Origin of the sequence: Pseudomonas fragi, assembly GCF_025426255.1 — a bacterium.
GTDB lineage: Bacteria > Pseudomonadota > Gammaproteobacteria > Pseudomonadales > Pseudomonadaceae > Aquipseudomonas > Aquipseudomonas kulmbachensis.
In genome coordinates this window covers 2,711,474-2,728,378 of record NZ_CP104861.1, presented here as the reverse complement: position 1 = coordinate 2,728,378, position 16,905 = coordinate 2,711,474, and the positions used below count along the sequence as shown (strand labels likewise).

Here is a 16,905-nt window from a genome sequence, read left to right as displayed (position 1 = left end):
GTAGTGTTACAAACCAAATGAGCAGAACCGCGACAGCCAGGACGTTGTCGCGGTCGGTCTGCGTTTTAGCGAATTGCGTCGGCCAGGCCAGCCTCAATGAAGCGCACGGAGCTCTCCATTGCCTGCTGACCTTCTGGGAGCATGGCGGCGTAAAAGTGCCAGGCGTGGAACATCGCAGGCCATACTTCCAGGTTTACGCGAACGCGGTTATCAGCCAGGTGAGTTGCAAGGCGCATTGCATCACTCAACATCAGTTCGTTCTCGCCGATCTGCACCAGGATTGGTGGAAGACCAGTGACGTCCGCGAACACAGGTGAGGCCAGAGGATGATTGGCCAATGTGTCGCCCAGGAACGCTCTAGCCAGGATATCCAGCACGAGCTTGGAGTTCAGAGGGTCCAGCCCCTCACGGTTGCTCATGGAAGCACCGGTGTGTTCAAGGTTCGCCCATGGTGAGATGGAGGAGCCAACCGCAGGCAATGGAAGCCCTTTCGATTTAGCCGCAACCATGACGCTGACAACCATTGCGCCGCCAGCCGACTCGCCAGAGAACGCAATCTTGTTAGCCGGGATTTTCTGCTCAAGCAACCACTCGTAGGCGCGCAATGTGTCGTCAATAGAGGCAGGGAACTTGTACTCAGGGGCAAGACGGTAGTCCGGCATATACACCCGAGCGCCGAGCATTTTAGCGTAGTTGCCGCTGATGCCGTGGTACCCGTCTGGACGGCCAACAATGTACGCCCCGCCGTGGATGTACATCACTACCGCGTCGGTTTTGATTTCGTCTGGAGTGACCAGTGTGCCTGGTACGCCGCCCATGTCTACTGCTTCAAATTTGACGCCGGCAGGCGCTGGGTTTTGCGCGAGCATTTTTGCGTAAGCGTCGCGGATGTCGCTCATTTTTGTGGTGGTATCGGTTCCCTTAAGAACGGGTACCAGATCGCTAAGGCTGTTGGCCCAAGTTTGGACGGCTGCTTGTACTTTAGTGTTCATAATGATCTCAATTGATCGTTGGGCATTGGAGTTTCTAATTGAGATGTTATGCTTGTTATTGGGGAATAGGGTTCCCCATAGCAGGTGCCAAGTCGCCCGAACGTTGAGACTCCAGAGGCCCCATGGAACTCCATAACCTGAACGATATCGCAGCGTTTGTAACCTCGGTAAACGCTGGAAGCTTCACTGCGGCGGCAAAGCAACTTGGCCTTACACGCTCGGCGGTGGGTAAGTCGATAGTCAGACTAGAGGCCCGTTTACAGGTACGCCTCCTCAATCGCACCACCCGGAGTTTGAGCATGACGGATGACGGCCAGGTTCTTTATGAGCGCTGTGTGGGCATTCTTCAGGATCTGGACGATGTTGAGGACGCCCTTGCGTTTCGTCGTTCGACACCCAGTGGACGACTGCGGATGAGCTTACCGGTTGCGTTAGGCCGACTTTATGTTCTCCAGCACATCGAGTGCTGCCTGAAGGATTGGCCATCCTTGAGCGTGGATATCACCTTCTCCGACAGACTGGTCGACTTGATTGATGAGGGATTTGACTTGGCTATACGTATCGGGCCTCCCAAGGAGGACTCTCGGTTGCTCACGCGCACTGTGGCCTACCAGCAAATGATTACCTGCGCTTCACCCAACTATCTGGCTGAGCATGCCCAGCCCAAAACGCCCGAGGATTTGTCCGAGCACCAGTGTCTGCATTTCGTGAGCGGCGGGAGACTGCTTCCTTGGAATTTTCGAGTTAATGGCAGCTCGTTGTCCGTTACTCATGGTGGAAGGCTACAGATGGACAGCGCTGAGTCATTGCACCAGTCAGCTGTCGCTGGCTTGGGTATCGCGACTCTGCCTTCCTACGTGGTTAACGACGATTTGCGGAACGGCAAGCTCGTTCAATTGCTCGCAGAGTATGCAGAGGCCGCAGAGCCTATTCGGGTGATCTACCCTAGCAAGCGTCACCTCTCTCCAAAAATTCGACTCTTCATCGACAAGCTTGTGGAGGCGTGGTCACCTTGCGCACCATGGGAACAGCATTCGGCGCAAGGCATTCGTTCCGTTTGACCCATGAGCGAGGCGCCTGCCTGGGTATCGAGCGATCAACGAGCGACATTCCCCGACAGGCTTCATTTCAACTGCCGTTCATGAGCTTTATGCGATTTCGGCCATGGTCGGATAATCCGTATAACCGCGCTCCTCACCCTGGTAGAAGGTGGTCGGGTCTACGTCATTCAGTGCTGCCCCATGTTTGAATCGCTCTACCAAATCCGGGTTGGCCAGGAACGCTGTGCCAAACGACACTAGATCAGCATTTCCTTCCTGGAGCGACGTTTCTGCGCGCTCTGCGTCATAGCCTCCATTGGCGATGTAGGTACCACCGAAACGGCGCTTTAGCTCTCTGAAATCGAATGACCCTGTACCGACTTCAACTACGTGCATGTAGGCTAATCCGTAGCGGCTGAGCATTTTTGCCGCGTAGTTGAAAGTTGCTTGGGGATCGCTGTCGCTCATGGAGAAGTAATTGAAGATCGGCGACAGACGAACGCCCACGCGGCTCGCCCCGAATACTTCGATAACCGACTCCACAACCTCTTTAAGGAACCGAGCGCGATTTTCTGCAGAACCGCCGTAAGAATCGGTTCTGGCATTGGTGCCATCGCGCAGGAACTGATCGATCAAGTAACCGTTTGCACCGTGGATTTCCACACCGTCGAATCCCGCACGTTTCGCGTTTTCAGCGCCTTGGCGAAAATCTGCGATCACTCCAGGAATTTCATCCAGACTCAGGGCCCGTGGCAACTCGTAAGGCTTCAGGCCTTCAGACGTGTAAGTTTCACCATCCGCCTTGATCGCTGAAGGTGCTACCGGAAGCCGATTATTGAGCTGTACCAGGGAGTGGGACAGACGTCCGACGTGCCAGAGTTGGAGAAATACCCGTCCGCCTTCTGCATGCACTGCGTCGGTCACGTGTTTCCAACCGGAGACTTGCTCGGAGCTGAAGATGCCCGGTGTTCTTATATAGCCTTTGCCCTGAGCCGATATCTGAGAGCCCTCAGTAATGATGAGACCCGCACCGGCACGTTGACGGTAATACTCGACCACCGTGGATGTCGGAACATCACCTTCACCAGCCCGGCTTCGCGTCAGCGGCGCCATTACCATGTGATTTTTCAGGTGGAGGGTGTTGATCTGTGTTGGAGACAAAAGAAGGTTGAGATTGCTCGTGGTCATGATGTGCCTCGGTATGATTTGGAATATTGAGTGGTAATTGTCGAAATGATGTTCGCGCTGGGTTAAGCGGCCTTAATTGAGTCGTCCTTGCTGGCGCAGCCGTGTGCCAATCCGCTGTATTTCCGTTTCGCCCCTAGCTAGAGCAGCCTTGCTCGTGTGAACCGAGTAGTGACCCATCACCAGGTCGTACGGGTGCCTTACCGCCGAGCCCATCACGAAAGAGCAATCGCCTTTCGCCACCAAGTCGATGTGGTGCTCTGACTCTTCAAACACGGCGAGCTCGCCGGCATTGACCACCTCTCCTGCGTCCAGCCTTCCTGAACTAATCGCGAGCCAGGCAATGTTGTGACCAGTCGGTGGGGTGTAACGCCAGTGCTCACCGTCTTTGAGGTTCACGGCGAGATAATTCATGTCGCTCGGTGCCTGAATCAGGCTTTGAGCTGCCCCGTAATGTCCCAAGAGCACCCGCACTGGGCCTGTTTGTGGAACTTGGGACGGCGCAAGGTAGGTACTGATTGCGGGCGCGTTTTCAAGCGACGGCGGCAGTGCTACCCAAAGCTGGAAGCCCTGAATTGAGGAATCGCTCGCTAGCGTCGCGTCGTGCCACACCCCGTTGCCGGCCTGCATCCACTCAACACCACCGGCAAGCAATAAACCTGTCGCCCCAGTGGTGTCCTCATAAGAGACATCGCCTTGGGTCATAAAGGTGACCGTAGCGATCCCTGAGTGCGGATGCATGCCGAAACTCGACTTACCACCACTTGCGCTCAAGCTGAAAATGTCCAGGAAAATAAAGGGCTTCAAAAGCTCGCCTAGATCACCGGGACTAACAAGCCTCGTGATGGGGCCATGTGTGCTGCCTTTTGTGCGATGGGCAATAGCGCGTTGCTGAACTACTACGCTGGCGGTCATATGTTCTCTCTCGGTTTTTTGAGCACCCGTGCCGCCAGACAACGTCTTCGAGCAGCGTTCCGGCTGCCTGGGCTGGATGTGGATGACCTCAGTGATGCCGATCAGCAGTAGCGGTAAGGCTATAGGTCAATCCGGCAACTGAAGGTCAACTGCAGCAATGCCTGAAGGATATGCGCCTATCAATTGCTTTATTAGATGGCATAATTGGATTGAACTAATCCAATTTTCGAAGAGGTGGGCGGGAAGTTGATTGACCTGAATGACGTCGCATTATTTGTACAAGTGGTACGAAACGGCAGTTTCGCTGAGGCAGCGCGGCAGCTTGGAATGCCCTCCAACACCTTGAGTCGGCGCGTTCAACAGCTTGAGGCTCAACTCGGTACGAGGTTGCTGCAGCGGTCAACGCGCAAACTCACGCTTACCTATGCTGGCAAAGTTTTTCACGAGCGATGCTTCGGTGCAGTAGAAGGCCTGATTGACGCCGGACAGCAGTTAATTGCGGGAAACCAGGAACCGAGTGGCACGGTGCGCATTGCGGCAATGGCTGATTTCTTCGACTTTTTTCCAATGGAATGGGTGGCCGATTTTCTGGCCACCCATCCACGCGTACACGTCGACTTCGTACTGAGTGATGCACGCGCCGATTTGATCGCTGATCGCATTGACATTGCGTTTCGAGGTGGGGCGTTGCAGGACTCAGGATACGTCGGTCGCCAACTTCTTGAAGCGGGTAACGAAGGTCTGGTGGCCAGCCCGAATTACCTTGAAAAAAGAGGGGTGCCCACTACGCTCGATGATCTGCTCAATCATGACTGTGTGAGTTTTGGCCATCCTAGCGGAGTCACTACTTGGGTCCTTCACGGGCCAGACGATGCCGCGCAAGAGGTACAGATCACTAGCCGTTTCAATGGAAACACCGCCCAAGCCTTGCGCAAGGCGACGTTGGCTGGGCTAGGCATTGCCTTGCTGCCGCCCGCGATGACCAAGCTTGATCTTCAAGCAGGGCGCCTGGTGTCTGTGCTTGCGCAGTACCATCGCACCGGATACGGCCTGCATGTGCTTTATCCCAGCCGACAACATTTGCCATTGGCGGTATCAGCATTCATTGGATTGGTGATGGAGAAGCTGAAGGAGCAAAAATTCCCTGCATCGGGTCTTTCCTGATCAATACATCGTCGACATATCGACACAAATTGTTAGGTCCGAAAGGAAAGGGGGGGATTTCCAAGGCCTGTTTTAATGCTCTTGTGAAGTGACTTTCGCGAGGAGGAGCCTGGACCTCCATTCCGGCTCCTTGTGCTGCGACCAATCAGCTACATAGAGCAGCAGTTTTCCCGTCAACCTGGCGCCAGATATTCAGCGGGTTGGAATGCTTAAGCGCCCGAGGCAGCAAAACGTCCGGGAAGTTCTGATAGCAGACCGGACGCAGGAAGCGCTCAATTGCTGTCGAGCCTACCGACGTCGTGCGGCTGTCCGAGGTCGCTGGAAAGGCGCCGCCATGCACCATGGAGTCGCAAACCTCAACGCCAGTTGGGAAGCCGTTGATAAGCACGCGCCCGGCCTTTTTCTCCATCGCCTGGACCAGCCCCTGAGCAATCGTCAGATCTTCGTTTTCCAGATGAAGCGTCGCCGTCAATTGCCCCTCGATGGAATGAGCAAAAGCCAGCATCTGTTCGACGTTCTGACAGCGAATCACAATAGCTGCCGGGCCAAACACCTCTTCCAGCATGCCAGCATTGGCCGATATGCTGGCAAAAGTAGTCTGGTAGAGATGCCCTTGTGCTTGAGTCGCCCCGGAGTGAGCCTGCCCCGACGCAACCGCTTCTATTCCTGCTTCGCCCGATATTCTGCGGACCCCCAGTTCGTAGGCTGAGTGAATGCCGGGAGTGAGCATGGTCTGGGCTGCCTTTTCAGCCAGGTGAGCTGCCGCACGGGCCAGGAAAGCGTCCAAATCGGGGCCCTCCACAGCCAATACGACTCCGGGGTTGGTGCAGAACTGGCCAGCGCCCATTACCAAGGCATCCACGAAGGCAGTGGCAATCGCACTGGCCTGATTAGCCAGTGCACCTGGCAGCAGGAATACTGGGTTGATGCTGCTCATTTCCGCGTAGACCGGGATAGGCTCGGGGCGTGCTGCGCAAGTGCGCATTAGAGCCAGACCGCCTGCTCGAGAACCGGTGAAGCCGACCGCTTTGATAGCGGGGTGCGAAACCAGTTGCTGGCCGACGTCACTGCCATCACCTACTACCAGGGAGAATGTCCCTTCCGGCAGTTCAAGGCGCTTCGACGCCTCCTGAATCACCCGGCCAACCAACTCCGAGGTGCCGAGGTGAGCCCGGTGGGCTTTCACCACCACGGGGCAACCCGCAGCAAGAGCAGAGGCGGTATCGCCGCCCGCCACGGAGAACGCCAGAGGGAAGTTGCTTGCACCGAATACAGCAACCGGGCCCAACGGGATTTTGCACATGCGCAGGTCAGGGCGTGGCAAGGGCTGACGCTCAGGCAGCGCTGAATCTAACGTAGCGGTTTGCCACCGGCCTTGGCGGAGCACCGAGGCGAACAGGCGCAGTTGGCCAGCCGTGCGACCACGCTCACCTTCCAGTCGCGCCATTGGCAGGCCGGTCTCGATATGCGCTCGCTCAGTCAGGGTTGAGCCCAACTCAACGATCCCGTCAGCGATGGCTTCAAGGAACTGAGCACGAGTCTCGGGATCGGTAGCGCGGAACGGGTCGAACGCTTGCTCTGCAAGCACGCAGGCTTGATCGACAAGATCCGCGGTCGCGCAGGTGAAGATCGGAGTGCTGATGGCCTGCTGGTCATCAGGATTAATCGCCAGAAGCTCACGGCCTTTGCCGCGAATCACCTGGTAGCCAATTAATTGTTCGCCAGTGAGTTGCATACATTTACTCCGTAAATCTGATTATTTGTCAGTAGAAATGGGCTGCTTTAGTAGCAGTGCGTAGGCCATCGCTGCCACAGATGCCACAACGGCACTGATCAAAAATGCAGAGGCAAAAGAGCCCGTTTGCTGGATGCTGAACCCTGTGACAATTGGCGCGACCGAGCCTGCCAGGTATCCGCCGAAGTTTTGGATGGAGCCAAAAGAAGCGACGCGCCGGCTGTCCACTACGGTGTTCGCGATCATCCAGGCGGTGGAGCTCGCCATGTTCACGCTGAACAGCGCGCAGCACAGCAGGATCACACTCAGGACAATGCCGCTGCCAAACGAAAGCGGAATCGTGAAGGCGGCAGCCGAGAGCAGCGCGGACACCACAACGATCTTGCGACTGCCCAACACGGTGGCGCCGTTCTTCACCAAGCGGTCGCAGATGCGGCCCGCCACAATGGTGCCCAGAGCACCAAACACGTAGGCCAGAGAAACGACCCATGCTGTTTGATAGAGGCTGAGACCATGCTCACGCTCGAAGTAGCCGGGTACGGCAGGGGATATCTGCTTGCGGTGCGGGCATACCAGGCTTAATGGCGAAGACTCACCCGGGTGGTCTGCAAGCAAGACGACGAGCCGTCCTGCGGCCACATCGGCACTGACATCCAGCCAGGATTTGTAGGCGATGCCTTCGCCGGCTAATGCCCAAAGCCGCACCACATCGGCATCGTCGCTGAACAACGGGCCTGAGACTTGGATGGTCTCTTTGCCCAGGCACCATTTGTCGTAGACCCGACCATTTTGCAGGTACAACAAGCAGGCGTGCCGGGTCAGGTCATCCGGGCTTTGCGGACAGCCATGACGCGCTACATAGTCTTTTGAAGCCACCAGTATTTTGCGGTTCCAGGGTGCCAGCGGCAGGGCAACATAGCTGGCATCTTCGTTCAAACCGTAGCGAATGGCGACGTCCACCGGGTCGCGAAACAGGTCGGAAACCTGGTCGGACAAGAAAAACCGCAAGCTGAGTTGCGGATTCTGCTGGCGGAACGCCGAGAGCCAGGGCAGCAAGATATTACGCCCCAAATCGGACGGTGCAGCCACTTGCAGCACGCCCCGAAGACGCGCGTGCTCACCGCGCAGGTTTTCATGCCCCTGTTTGAGGGTCTCCAGTACCGCTTGAGCGGTGGGCAGGTATTGCTCGCCTTCGGCGGTCAAGCGAATGCTGCGGGTGGTGCGTGCAAACAAACGCACGTCCAGCTCTCGCTCCAGGCGCTTGATGGCCGCGGCGACCTGGCCCGGCAACAAGTCAGCCTCCAGCGCGGCGGCCGTGAAGCTACCCAGCGCAGCGCTGCGCACAAACAAACCCAGATCATCAATACGGATCATTTTCACTCCTGCAGTGAAAGTGTTGGCGGATTCTGCAGGTTTTTCTCCGCTGTTGGGAAGGTGAAGATGATCGTCACATTTCTGAGCCACGGCAGCGATGGCTTTGACGCCGGGGTGCTGCCGTCGGTATTGGCATTTGAATGATCGTGATGGAGTGGAGAATTGATGATGAATGTGTCCAGTAAAGTGTTGGTATCAATCGCTGTGCTCAAGGCCAAGGCTGGTCAACAGCAGGTTTTGAAGGAGGCGCTGTTGGCGTTGGTTGAGCCGACACGCGCGGAGCCGGGGAACCTTGACTACGTATTGTTTGAGTTGCGCGATGAACGCGGCACTTTTTACATGCGCGAAGCCTTCGAGGACCAAGCCGCACTCGATACTCACTTTGCCATGCCGTACTTCCAGCGATTTGCAGCCATCGCCGATGACCTGCTCGATGAGCCCTTGCAACTGATTTTTCTTGAGCAAGTGTCGAACCAGGAATTTTAAATCGCTCATTAAAGCTGCCCGCCACGCTTTGTTGGTCGGGCAGTACTCTTCAACCCTTATCAGAAGAATAAACATGGCCCAGCATTCCTTTACTGAGGTTCCACAATGAGCAGCGTCGATCCTTGGTGGTACGGGCTGGCAATGGCCGTGGCGCTAACGGGCTGTGCAAGCCAGCAAAGCAGGCCTGCGACCCTTGAAGTAGCCCTGCAAAGTCATGAGAAGATTTGGAACGCAGTGGCTCACCTTGAAGGCCAAACCTATGTCGCAGGCCCCCGGTGGACCGCAGGCAGCGGACCGCAGTTGAGTATTGTCGATGGACAAGGACGGCGGGCTGCGTACCCGGATTCGGCGTGGAATGCCTGGGCACCGGCAAAGGATGCACGGCAAGCGTTCGTCAACATTAACGCCCTGCGGCGTGAGAAGACCACGCTGTGGGTGGTGGACACCGGCGCTGCTGAGTTTGGTGGCAACCCGATACCGGATGGGGCCAAGCTCGTCGCCATAGACCTGGCTGAAAAACGTGTGGTGCGCACTTATCTCTTTCCCGTCGAGGTCGCCCGGCCAGGCAGCTATATCGATGATGTACGGTTCCAGGGAAATTATGCCTTCCTGACCGATGCGGGAAACGCGGGCATCATCGTTCTGGATCTACTCAGTGGCAGCGCCAGGCGCGTGCTGGACGGGCATCAGTCCGTCAGCGCCGGGAGCGATAGAGACATTGTGCTAAGCGGCCAATCCGTCAAGGCTCCGGGGGGAGTGCGCTGCGTGTGAATGCCGATCCTCTGGAAGTCAGCCCGGACGGGCAATGGTTGTATTACGGCCCCCTGCAGGGCCCATGGTCCAAGGTGCGTATCAGCGACCTGACAGCGCCAGACTTGACGCCCGCGCAACTCGCCAGCCGGGTTGAATCTTTTGCTGATCTGCCGCCAACGGGCGGCACCGTGATGGATGCCAAGGGGAACCTGTACTTCTCGGACCTGGCCCATGATGCGATACGGGTCCGACGACCCGATGGACGTATCGAGACGTTAATCGTCGATACTCGTTTGCATTGGGTGGATGCCCCGTTTCTTGATAGCGAGGGCATGCTCTGGTTGCCTGCGGCGCAAATGGATCGGGTCGGTTTGTTCAATGACGGCACTGCGCGCGTCCAGTGGCCAATGACAGTTTTCCTGCTCCCCACCCGCTGAGTTCTACAGCCCTCCATCTCTGATATCAGCGGCAGGGGGCTTTTCCGTATCGCCCATATAAATTATAAATCTGCCTCTTTTGCAGGAAAAAGCCAGACTGACCAGCGAAAGCGTTGTCAGTATCAAGTGAGCGTTCATTTTTATCTTGAGTCGACAGGTTGGCGTATGGATAACAGCTGGTCGGGTCACTGCCTACACTTTTTACCTTCACAGGAGCACCTTCATGCCTTTCAATTACTCAATAGCCTTCCTGCCGCTCGCACTGCTGGCTGCAGGGTTCGCCACTGCCGTCCAGGCTCAAACTGGACCTTCGTTCAAGTGCAGCCCGACGATGTCCAGTTCCGCTGAAGCGCTGATTTGCCAGAGTGATGAGCTGTCGACCCTGGACCGCACGTTGGCCGGAGTCTATGACACGGCCCTCAAGAAGGCCGCAAGTGCGGCCAATATCCTCAAGGCCGAGCAACGTGGCTGGATCAAGGGCCGAGACGAGTGTTGGAAAGCTGAGGACCAGCAGACATGCCTGCGCGAAAGCTACACCCAGCGTATCGTCGAAATCCAGGCAGGCTATGGACTGGTTGCTTCCAGTGGTCCGGTGAAGTTTGAATGCGGTAGTGACGGCAATGTCGTGGTGACGTTCTTCCAGACGGATCCACCGTCCATCAATGCAACTTATAAGAATCAGCAATCATTAATGGTGGCCGTCCCCTCGGCCAGCGGCGCGCATTACCAAGGTCGAAATGAGAGCTTTTGGGAGCACCAGGGTGAAGCGCGGGTGGCCTGGGGCTACGGTGCCAAGGAGATGACCTGCAAAAAGAGTGGATGAATCATCAGGGTAAGGCTGCAATGCCTCCTCAGGTAGACCAACTCCTTACCCTCTGGGCTTCGGACACGACGTCAAGTTTCTCTCGGCCTGAGCGGGCATCAGCCCGCTCAGGCTCTGGTGTATGCGGTACCGCCAGAGACGCTGGCGAAACTGACGACCACCATCTTGCGACCCCTGATCTCGCGACTTGAATGACGCGGCTCACAACCATCCCGAGGCGAGAGTCCAGGCCCTGGGAATCGAGACTCGTCCGCCACTCCCGCTTGCAAGAAGCTTCACACCCAAACTACCGGGTTGTGGGTAGATGCGACTGCTGAGGCTGAAGCGTCCGTTTTCGTCGAATACCTCAATGGACGAGCGATCGAGGAACACGCGCAGTGCCAGTGACTTTTGTGTCGCGTCTATCGACACGCTGCGCTGACCGGTGACTTGCGCACCCGAGCGGCAGCGGTCAAGCACCAGGCGTTGCAACACCGCATCGTAGTAGAGCAGGGTTTGTTCATGACCATCGTCGCTACAGCGCAGGGCGATTCCCAACTGCCCATCGGTGCAGCCGAGCAAATCCAGATGCACATGGATTTCCAGCATATCGCCACTCACTTCCGGCACCCCTCGGGTTCCCTGCTCATCCCACCAGGGCGTACCCGGCAACGGCGCCTCGCGCAGAGCGGTGAGCTCCCGTGCCGGAAACACGCAGAGGCGATCGGCACAAAGTTCAAGTTCTCGTGGCAAGCTGAGCATGCCGCACCAATGATGAGCCTGGCTTGGCATCGGGCTTTCCCACATGTCGAGCCAGGCCCACACGAGGCGCCGCCCATCAGGGGCCAATAGCGTTTGTGCGGCATAGAAGTCGTGGCCATTATCCAGCTCGATAAACGGCCCGCCGGTGAAGTGCCACTCGTTGTCGAGTCGGCCCACTCGGTAACCCGTCTGGTACTTGTTGAGCCGTTCGTAACCTTCGGATTGCATACCTTGAGGCGAGTACAGCAGCACATCGTGTCCGTTTAGCCGAAACAGATCCGGGCACTCCCACATATAGCCATCGCCCTCGCTGCCGCCTGCCACATAGTCAAGAAACTCCCAGGTGTGCAGATCGGTGGAACGGTACAGCGGGAGCAGCGGTATATCGCCCAGACGTGCGCCAGCAATGAGGTACCAATGGCCATTTTCCTTCCATACCTTGGGGTCGCGAAAGTGCATGATGGTGTCTTGCGGCGGGGTCTCGATGACGGCGCCATGCTTGACGAATTGGATGCCGTCAGTGCTGGTGGCCAGGCACTGAACTTGACGGATCAAGCGTTCATCACCCACTTCTCCCAGCCAGTTGTGGCCGGTGTAGATCAGTGCCAACGTATCTCCACACACCACTGCACTACCGGAAAAACAACCATCACGGTCGAAGTCCTCGCCGGGTGCTAGCGCGATGGGCAGATGCTGCCAATGAACCAGATCGGCACTCTTGGCATGCCCCCAATACATAGGGCCCCATTTCGCATCGAAGGGGTAATGTTGATAGAAAACGTGATATTCGCCACGAAAGTACACGACCCCGTTAGGGTCGTTCATCCAGCCTGCCGGCGGGGCGATATGATAACCGGGTCGATAATCCTGGATGACGCGAGACTGGCCATCAGTCAGTGCACGCTGCGCAAGGTCGAGGCAAGAAGGCATTGGATCACTGAGGTCATTCGACGACATGGTCATAAGCCCTATACTCGGACTGCGTGCAGAGACACATCACTGCGCAGGTTTTCAATGATGTGTGGGGTGCGCTTCAAGGCTGCGCCGTCGTCATCGAACAGGTGCAGTTTGTCGATGTCCAGCTGCAGTTCGACCCGATCGCCAGCCTGCCATCCGGCGCTGACCTCACAACGACAGATCAGTGGCTCGTCCTGTCCTGTTTCGAGGTGCACATAGGTTTCGCTGCCAAGGTATTCAACCCCGGTCACGACGATTCCAGCGGCTGCCTCTGCCACTTTGAGCGAGATGTGCTCGGGGCGAACCCCCATGGTCAGCAGCGCACCCGCCGCCAGGTTCGAGCTATCGAAGGGCAGGGAGGTCATGCCCAGCACTGGGGTGTCGACCAGACTGGTTTCTCCCGGGGCATGCAGGCGCGCCGTCAGAAAATTCATTTTGGGCGAGCCGAGGAAACCGGCGACAAAGCGGCTTGCAGGACGCTCATAGAGTTCGCGCGGTGAGCCGACCTGCTCTACGCGACCGCCGTTGAGCACAACAATCTTATCGGCCAGGGTCATCGCCTCCACTTGATCGTGGGTGACGTAGATCATTGTCGAACCAAGTCGATCATGCAGCCGGGCGATTTCGTTGCGCATCTGCACTCGCAAGGATGCATCCAGATTGGAGAGCGGCTCATCGAACAGCAAAATATCCGGTTCCCGCGCCATGGCCCTACCCATTGCCACGCGCTGGCGCTGTCCGCCAGACAGCTCCTTTGGCTTGCGTTGAAGTAGCTTGTCCAATTGCAGGATTTGCGCGGTTTTCAGCACGCGCTCGCGCAAGCTGATCTTGTCAGTCTTGGCCAGTTTGAGGCCAAAGCTGATGTTGTCGTAGACGCTCATGTGCGGGTACAGAGCATAAGACTGAAACACCATTCCGACGCCACGCTCGCGCGGTTCCAGATCGTTGACCCTTCGCCCATCGATCAACAGGTCGCCGCCGCAGATCGAATCCAGCCCGGCGATCAGTCGCAGCAGGGTCGACTTTCCGCAACCCGAAGGGCCAACGAAGACCACGAATTCACCCGCAGCAATTTCCAGGCTAACGTCGCGAAGAATCCGCGCGCCGCCCAATTGTTTGTTCACGTTGTCTAGCTTCAATTTGATCACGATGCTGTTCCTTGTAGTTTTTGGGCATCAACCCTTTAGGGCACCGGCAGTGAGACCGGAAACGATTCGACGCTGGAAGATCAGCACCAGGATCACCAGTGGGACGGTGACCAGTACCGATGCGGCCATCAACAGCCCCCAGGGCAGCTCATGGGGGCTACCGCCGGAAATCAAGGCGATGGCGACGGGCACCGTGCGTTGTGCATCTGTGAGGGTGAAGGTCAAGGCGAACAGGAACTCGTTCCACGCGGCGATAAAGGCTAACAACCCCGTGGTAACCAGTGCGGGCCATAGCAGTGGCAACAGCACCCGGGTAAGCGTGACCCAGGGCGAAGCGCCATCCATGATTGCCGCTTCTTCCAGCTCATGAGGGAGTTGCCCCATGAACGTGGTCAGCACCCAGACAGTGAAGGGCAGGGTGAAAATGGTGTAGCTCAGGATCAACGCCCAAGACGTGTTGTACAGACCTAGTGCGCGGATCACTTCGAACAGCCCCGACAGTACAGCGACCTGGGGAAACATCGACACGCCGAGAACCATCATCAATACCGTGCCACGCCCACGGAATTTCACTCTTCCCAAGGCATAGGCGGCAGTCACACTGAGGAACAGCGCCAGCGTCACTACGCAAAGCGAGACTATCAGCGAGTTAGCGATAGCCCGCAGGAATGAGGCTTGGTGGAGTACCGTCGCATAATTGGAGAAGTCGGGATTGTGGATCCAGTAACTGACCTCGAACAAGGCGCTGGACGGCTTTAGTGAGGTCACGATGGCGTAATAGAAAGGGAAGACCGCATACAGCAACAAAACCCCGATCAGACACCAGAACCCGAAGCGCAACAGCGTTTTTTTGAGTTGGCGCAGGCTCATGATCGAACCTCCATTTGACGGCGTCCGAGGTAGAGATAAAGCATGGCGATTACCGCAACGACCAGAAACAGCAGAGTTGAGGCTGCGCTGCCGTAGCCAACATCCTGGAACTCCACCAGGTGTTGGCGGGCATAGACCGACATGCTCATGGTGCTGGAAGAGTTTGAGGTCAGCACATAGATGACGTCGAATACCCGCAGGGAATCGAGGATGCGGAAGATTGCCGCCACCAACAATGCGGGCATCAAAAGTGGAAGCGTGACGCGCCAGAACACTTTCAGTGGATGAATACCATCGACCCTGGCAGCTTCGTAACAATCGCTCGGCAACATCTGCAATGCAGCCAGCATCAGTAGCGTGACAAAAGGTACGGTCTTCCAGACGTCGACGATGATGACCGCCCACATCGACAGGTCCGCATCAGCTGTCCAGGCCAGGGGGGCATCAATCAGGCCGACGCTTAGCATCATATGATTGATGATCCCGAACTGGTCGTTGAGCATCCATGACCAGATCTTCGCCGAGACAATGGTAGGAATCGCCCACGGAATCAGAATCAGCGCACGCACCAGGGAGCGGCCTGTGAACTTGATGTTCAGCAGCAACGCCACCAACAGCCCCAGAACGATTTCCAGCCCCACCGACACCACGGTGAAATGCAACGTGTTGCGCACAGCGTTCCACCATTGTGGATCAACCAGGATGCCCGACCAGTTGGACTCGTCATGAAACAGATAATTGCTCAAGCCCACGAAGGATCCGCCACCGCTGTCCGCTAGGTTGGCGTCGGTCAGGCTGAACCAGAATGTCCGCAGTAGCGGCCAGGCCGCGACAAGGGCCAGACACAGCAGCATTGGTGCCAGAAACAGCCAGGCGGCGCGTACTCGGCGACGTTGTATGGGCGTTTCCCTGGTGAGCAGATGCTCATCATGGGCAGCAAGAGTAAGAGAGGCAGGCATGGTTATTATCTTCCTTGTGGCTTACCAGTTTTTGCGTTTGATGCGCGTGAGTTCGCTTTCCAGTTCGGCCAGCGCCTGATCGACAGGTAACTCGCCCGACAGAACGCCATGCACTCGATCGAAGAACGCATTGGAGACCCGTGGATAGCGCTCGGCGGTTATTGAGGCGGGGCGCATGACCCCGTCGTTGAGAATGCTGTGCAGCTGACTGTAGTAAGGCATTGCCGCGAGCAATTCGGGATCTTGATACAGCGACTCGATAACCGGGTTATAGGCGCCTATCAGGGCGCGGTGTCTTTGCTGTTGAGCACTGGTCAGGTAGCTAACTAACTCTGCAGCGAGTTCTGGATGAGCGCTGTATCGCGATACCGCCAGGCCCCAGCCACCGAGAGTGGATGCATGGGTGCCGGTCATCCCGCCGCGGGGCAGGGGAGCGACCCCGACCTTGTCTTTTACGACACTGTCCTGGCCTTGTACCAGGGCCCAGACATAAGGCCAGTTACGCATGAACAGCGCATTTCCTGACTGGAATACGCCACGTCCTTCTTCCTCGGTGTAGTTGAGTACGCCGCGCGGGGAGATGTCGCCTACCCAGCTTTTTGCCAGGGCCAAAGCAGTTCTTGAGGCCTGACTGTTGATCACGATATCTCCGCGTGGATTGACCAAGCCGCCTTCCGGTTGGCTGCTGATCCACTCCAGCGCATTACACGTCAACCCCTCGTAAGCGCGTCCCTGAAAGATATAACCCCACGCATTGGCGTTCCCGGCGTTGCGTTCAGCCTGTTGAACATCCCGGGCGGTAGTGGTCATTTCCTCCCAGGTCTGGGGAACCTGCTTGTTGTATTTCTCGAGCAAGTCCTTGCGGTAGTACAGCAGGCCCGAGTCGGTGAACCACGGCATCGTCACTAGCCGCCCATTCACTGTCGCGTTATCCACCTGCGCCTGGAAATAGCCTTGCGTCGCATCGGCGGGCAGCACTTCGCGCAGATCCAGCAGATGCTTGGCCAGCATGCCGGGCCACACCATGTCGATTTGGATGATGTCGATGTCAGTGGACTGCGCGCTGAGAATTTGCTGGTAGAACGACAACCTCTCGGTCGCCGAGTTAGGCGTGGAAACCACTTGGACGTTGTTGCCGGTCTGTTTCGACCAAGCATCGACCGCCTCTTTGCAGAGTTGCAACTCCGCACCCACAGCTCCGCACGAGATCGTCAAATCGGCGGCACTGGAGACGGATGGAAGTCCGACAAACAGGGTGAATAACGCGGCGGGAAGAAGAGTTTTGAGCTGTTTCATTGAGCACCATTTATTTTTGTTTTTAAAAAA

General features: G+C 56.9%; 17 protein-coding genes. 7 read left to right on the top strand and 10 right to left on the bottom strand.

The window, feature by feature from the left end:
* Window positions 1–65 precede the first annotated feature (65 nt).
* Complete coding sequence (locus tag N7D90_RS12415) at window positions 66–992, bottom strand: alpha/beta hydrolase (protein WP_261738292.1); 927 nt, start codon at window positions 990–992, stop codon at window positions 66–68.
* 122 nt (window positions 993–1,114) lie between these two features.
* Between N7D90_RS12415 and N7D90_RS12410 the strand changes: the two genes are divergently transcribed.
* Complete coding sequence (locus N7D90_RS12410; RefSeq protein ID WP_261738291.1) at window positions 1,115–2,053, top strand: LysR family transcriptional regulator; 939 nt, start codon at window positions 1,115–1,117, stop codon at window positions 2,051–2,053.
* Window positions 2,054–2,140: 87 nt separating this feature from the next.
* Here the strand turns inward: N7D90_RS12410 and N7D90_RS12405 are convergent, their stop codons facing one another.
* Together N7D90_RS12405 and N7D90_RS12400 are read right to left on the bottom strand one after the other, a co-directional pair.
* Window positions 2,141–3,220: an alkene reductase gene (locus tag N7D90_RS12405; RefSeq protein ID WP_261738290.1), complete on the bottom strand. Its 1,080-nt coding sequence runs from the start codon at window positions 3,218–3,220 to the stop codon at window positions 2,141–2,143.
* Between the two features lie 72 nt (window positions 3,221–3,292).
* Window positions 3,293–4,132, bottom strand: a complete 840-nt coding sequence (locus N7D90_RS12400) for a pirin family protein (protein ID WP_261738289.1) — start codon at window positions 4,130–4,132, stop codon at window positions 3,293–3,295.
* On the opposite strand from N7D90_RS12400, the gene N7D90_RS12395 reads away from it, so the two are divergent.
* Together N7D90_RS12395 and N7D90_RS12390 are read left to right on the top strand one after the other, a co-directional pair.
* A complete protein-coding gene (locus N7D90_RS12395) occupies window positions 4,070–4,243 on the top strand; it encodes a hypothetical protein (RefSeq protein WP_261742535.1) in 174 nt (57 codons plus the stop codon). The genes N7D90_RS12400 and N7D90_RS12395 overlap by 63 nt on opposite strands.
* Window positions 4,244–4,378: 135 nt before the next feature.
* The gene (locus tag N7D90_RS12390; RefSeq protein WP_261738288.1) at window positions 4,379–5,296 is read left to right on the top strand and encodes a LysR family transcriptional regulator; all 918 of its coding nucleotides are present in this window, start codon (window positions 4,379–4,381) and stop codon (window positions 5,294–5,296) included.
* 145 nt (window positions 5,297–5,441) lie between these two features.
* Here N7D90_RS12390 and N7D90_RS12385 read toward each other — a convergent pair whose 3' ends face one another.
* Window positions 5,442–7,031: an aldehyde dehydrogenase (NADP(+)) gene (locus N7D90_RS12385; protein ID WP_261738287.1), complete on the bottom strand. Its 1,590-nt coding sequence runs from the start codon at window positions 7,029–7,031 to the stop codon at window positions 5,442–5,444.
* 21 nt (window positions 7,032–7,052) lie between these two features.
* Window positions 7,053–8,405 carry an MFS transporter gene (locus N7D90_RS24705; RefSeq protein WP_410011761.1) on the bottom strand — a complete coding sequence of 451 codons (1,353 nt, stop codon included), beginning with the start codon at window positions 8,403–8,405 and terminating at the stop codon, window positions 7,053–7,055.
* A 168-nt stretch (window positions 8,406–8,573) separates the two neighbouring features.
* Between N7D90_RS24705 and N7D90_RS12370 the strand changes: the two genes are divergently transcribed.
* The 4 genes from N7D90_RS12370 (at window position 8,574) to N7D90_RS12355 (ending at window position 10,904) form a co-directional block, all read left to right on the top strand.
* Window positions 8,574–8,891 (top strand): putative quinol monooxygenase, encoded by a 318-nt coding sequence (locus N7D90_RS12370; protein WP_261738286.1) that lies wholly within the window; start codon window positions 8,574–8,576, stop codon window positions 8,889–8,891.
* A gap of 105 nt (window positions 8,892–8,996) precedes the next feature.
* Window positions 8,997–9,662 carry a major royal jelly family protein gene (locus N7D90_RS12365; protein ID WP_261738285.1) on the top strand — a complete coding sequence of 222 codons (666 nt, stop codon included), beginning with the start codon at window positions 8,997–8,999 and terminating at the stop codon, window positions 9,660–9,662.
* Window positions 9,659–10,081 (top strand): hypothetical protein, encoded by a 423-nt coding sequence (locus N7D90_RS12360; protein ID WP_261738284.1) that lies wholly within the window; start codon window positions 9,659–9,661, stop codon window positions 10,079–10,081. Before N7D90_RS12365 ends, N7D90_RS12360 begins: the two co-directional genes overlap by 4 nt.
* A gap of 223 nt (window positions 10,082–10,304) precedes the next feature.
* On the top strand, window positions 10,305–10,904 hold the full coding sequence (locus N7D90_RS12355; RefSeq protein WP_261738283.1) for an MliC family protein: 600 nt from the start codon (window positions 10,305–10,307) through the stop codon (window positions 10,902–10,904).
* A 201-nt stretch (window positions 10,905–11,105) separates the two neighbouring features.
* Here N7D90_RS12355 and N7D90_RS12350 read toward each other — a convergent pair whose 3' ends face one another.
* The 5 genes from N7D90_RS12350 to N7D90_RS12330 are packed head-to-tail and all read right to left on the bottom strand — an operon-like array spanning window position 11,106 to window position 16,875.
* Window positions 11,106–12,575, bottom strand: a complete 1,470-nt coding sequence (locus N7D90_RS12350; protein WP_410012297.1) for a glycoside hydrolase family 32 protein — start codon at window positions 12,573–12,575, stop codon at window positions 11,106–11,108.
* A gap of 38 nt (window positions 12,576–12,613) precedes the next feature.
* Window positions 12,614–13,750, bottom strand: a complete 1,137-nt coding sequence (locus N7D90_RS12345) for an ABC transporter ATP-binding protein (RefSeq protein WP_261738281.1) — start codon at window positions 13,748–13,750, stop codon at window positions 12,614–12,616.
* 27 nt (window positions 13,751–13,777) lie between these two features.
* On the bottom strand, window positions 13,778–14,620 hold the full coding sequence (locus N7D90_RS12340) for a carbohydrate ABC transporter permease (protein ID WP_261738280.1): 843 nt from the start codon (window positions 14,618–14,620) through the stop codon (window positions 13,778–13,780).
* Window positions 14,617–15,579: a carbohydrate ABC transporter permease gene (locus N7D90_RS12335; RefSeq protein ID WP_261738279.1), complete on the bottom strand. Its 963-nt coding sequence runs from the start codon at window positions 15,577–15,579 to the stop codon at window positions 14,617–14,619. The genes N7D90_RS12340 and N7D90_RS12335 overlap by 4 nt, the downstream gene beginning before the upstream one ends.
* A 21-nt stretch (window positions 15,580–15,600) precedes the next feature.
* Window positions 15,601–16,875, bottom strand: coding sequence for an ABC transporter substrate-binding protein (locus N7D90_RS12330; RefSeq protein WP_261738278.1), 1,275 nt, complete (start codon window positions 16,873–16,875; stop codon window positions 15,601–15,603).
* Between the last annotated feature and the right edge of the window lie 30 nt (window positions 16,876–16,905).

Excerpts from the sequence above, each read along its gene's own strand:
- N7D90_RS12395 (WP_261742535.1), top strand. The coding sequence starts at position 4,070 with ATGTGTGCTGCCTTTTGTGCGATGGGCAATAGCGCGTTGCTGAACTAC.
- N7D90_RS12385 (WP_261738287.1), bottom strand. The coding sequence starts at position 7,031 with ATGCAACTCACTGGCGAACAATTAATTGGCTACCAGGTGATTCGCGGC.
- N7D90_RS12355 (WP_261738283.1), top strand. The coding sequence starts at position 10,305 with ATGCCTTTCAATTACTCAATAGCCTTCCTGCCGCTCGCACTGCTGGCT.
- N7D90_RS24705 (WP_410011761.1), bottom strand. The coding sequence starts at position 8,405 with ATGATCCGTATTGATGATCTGGGTTTGTTTGTGCGCAGCGCTGCGCTG.
- N7D90_RS12340 (WP_261738280.1), bottom strand. The coding sequence starts at position 14,620 with ATGAGCCTGCGCCAACTCAAAAAAACGCTGTTGCGCTTCGGGTTCTGG.
- N7D90_RS12405 (WP_261738290.1), bottom strand. The coding sequence starts at position 3,220 with ATGACCACGAGCAATCTCAACCTTCTTTTGTCTCCAACACAGATCAAC.
- N7D90_RS12370 (WP_261738286.1), top strand. The coding sequence starts at position 8,574 with ATGAATGTGTCCAGTAAAGTGTTGGTATCAATCGCTGTGCTCAAGGCC.
- N7D90_RS12365 (WP_261738285.1), top strand. The coding sequence starts at position 8,997 with ATGAGCAGCGTCGATCCTTGGTGGTACGGGCTGGCAATGGCCGTGGCG.
- N7D90_RS12410 (WP_261738291.1), top strand. The coding sequence starts at position 1,115 with ATGGAACTCCATAACCTGAACGATATCGCAGCGTTTGTAACCTCGGTA.
- N7D90_RS12335 (WP_261738279.1), bottom strand. The coding sequence starts at position 15,579 with ATGCCTGCCTCTCTTACTCTTGCTGCCCATGATGAGCATCTGCTCACC.
- N7D90_RS12400 (WP_261738289.1), bottom strand. The coding sequence starts at position 4,132 with ATGACCGCCAGCGTAGTAGTTCAGCAACGCGCTATTGCCCATCGCACA.
- N7D90_RS12330 (WP_261738278.1), bottom strand. The coding sequence starts at position 16,875 with ATGAAACAGCTCAAAACTCTTCTTCCCGCCGCGTTATTCACCCTGTTT.
- N7D90_RS12350 (WP_410012297.1), bottom strand. The coding sequence starts at position 12,575 with ATGCCTTCTTGCCTCGACCTTGCGCAGCGTGCACTGACTGATGGCCAG.
- N7D90_RS12415 (WP_261738292.1), bottom strand. The coding sequence starts at position 992 with ATGAACACTAAAGTACAAGCAGCCGTCCAAACTTGGGCCAACAGCCTT.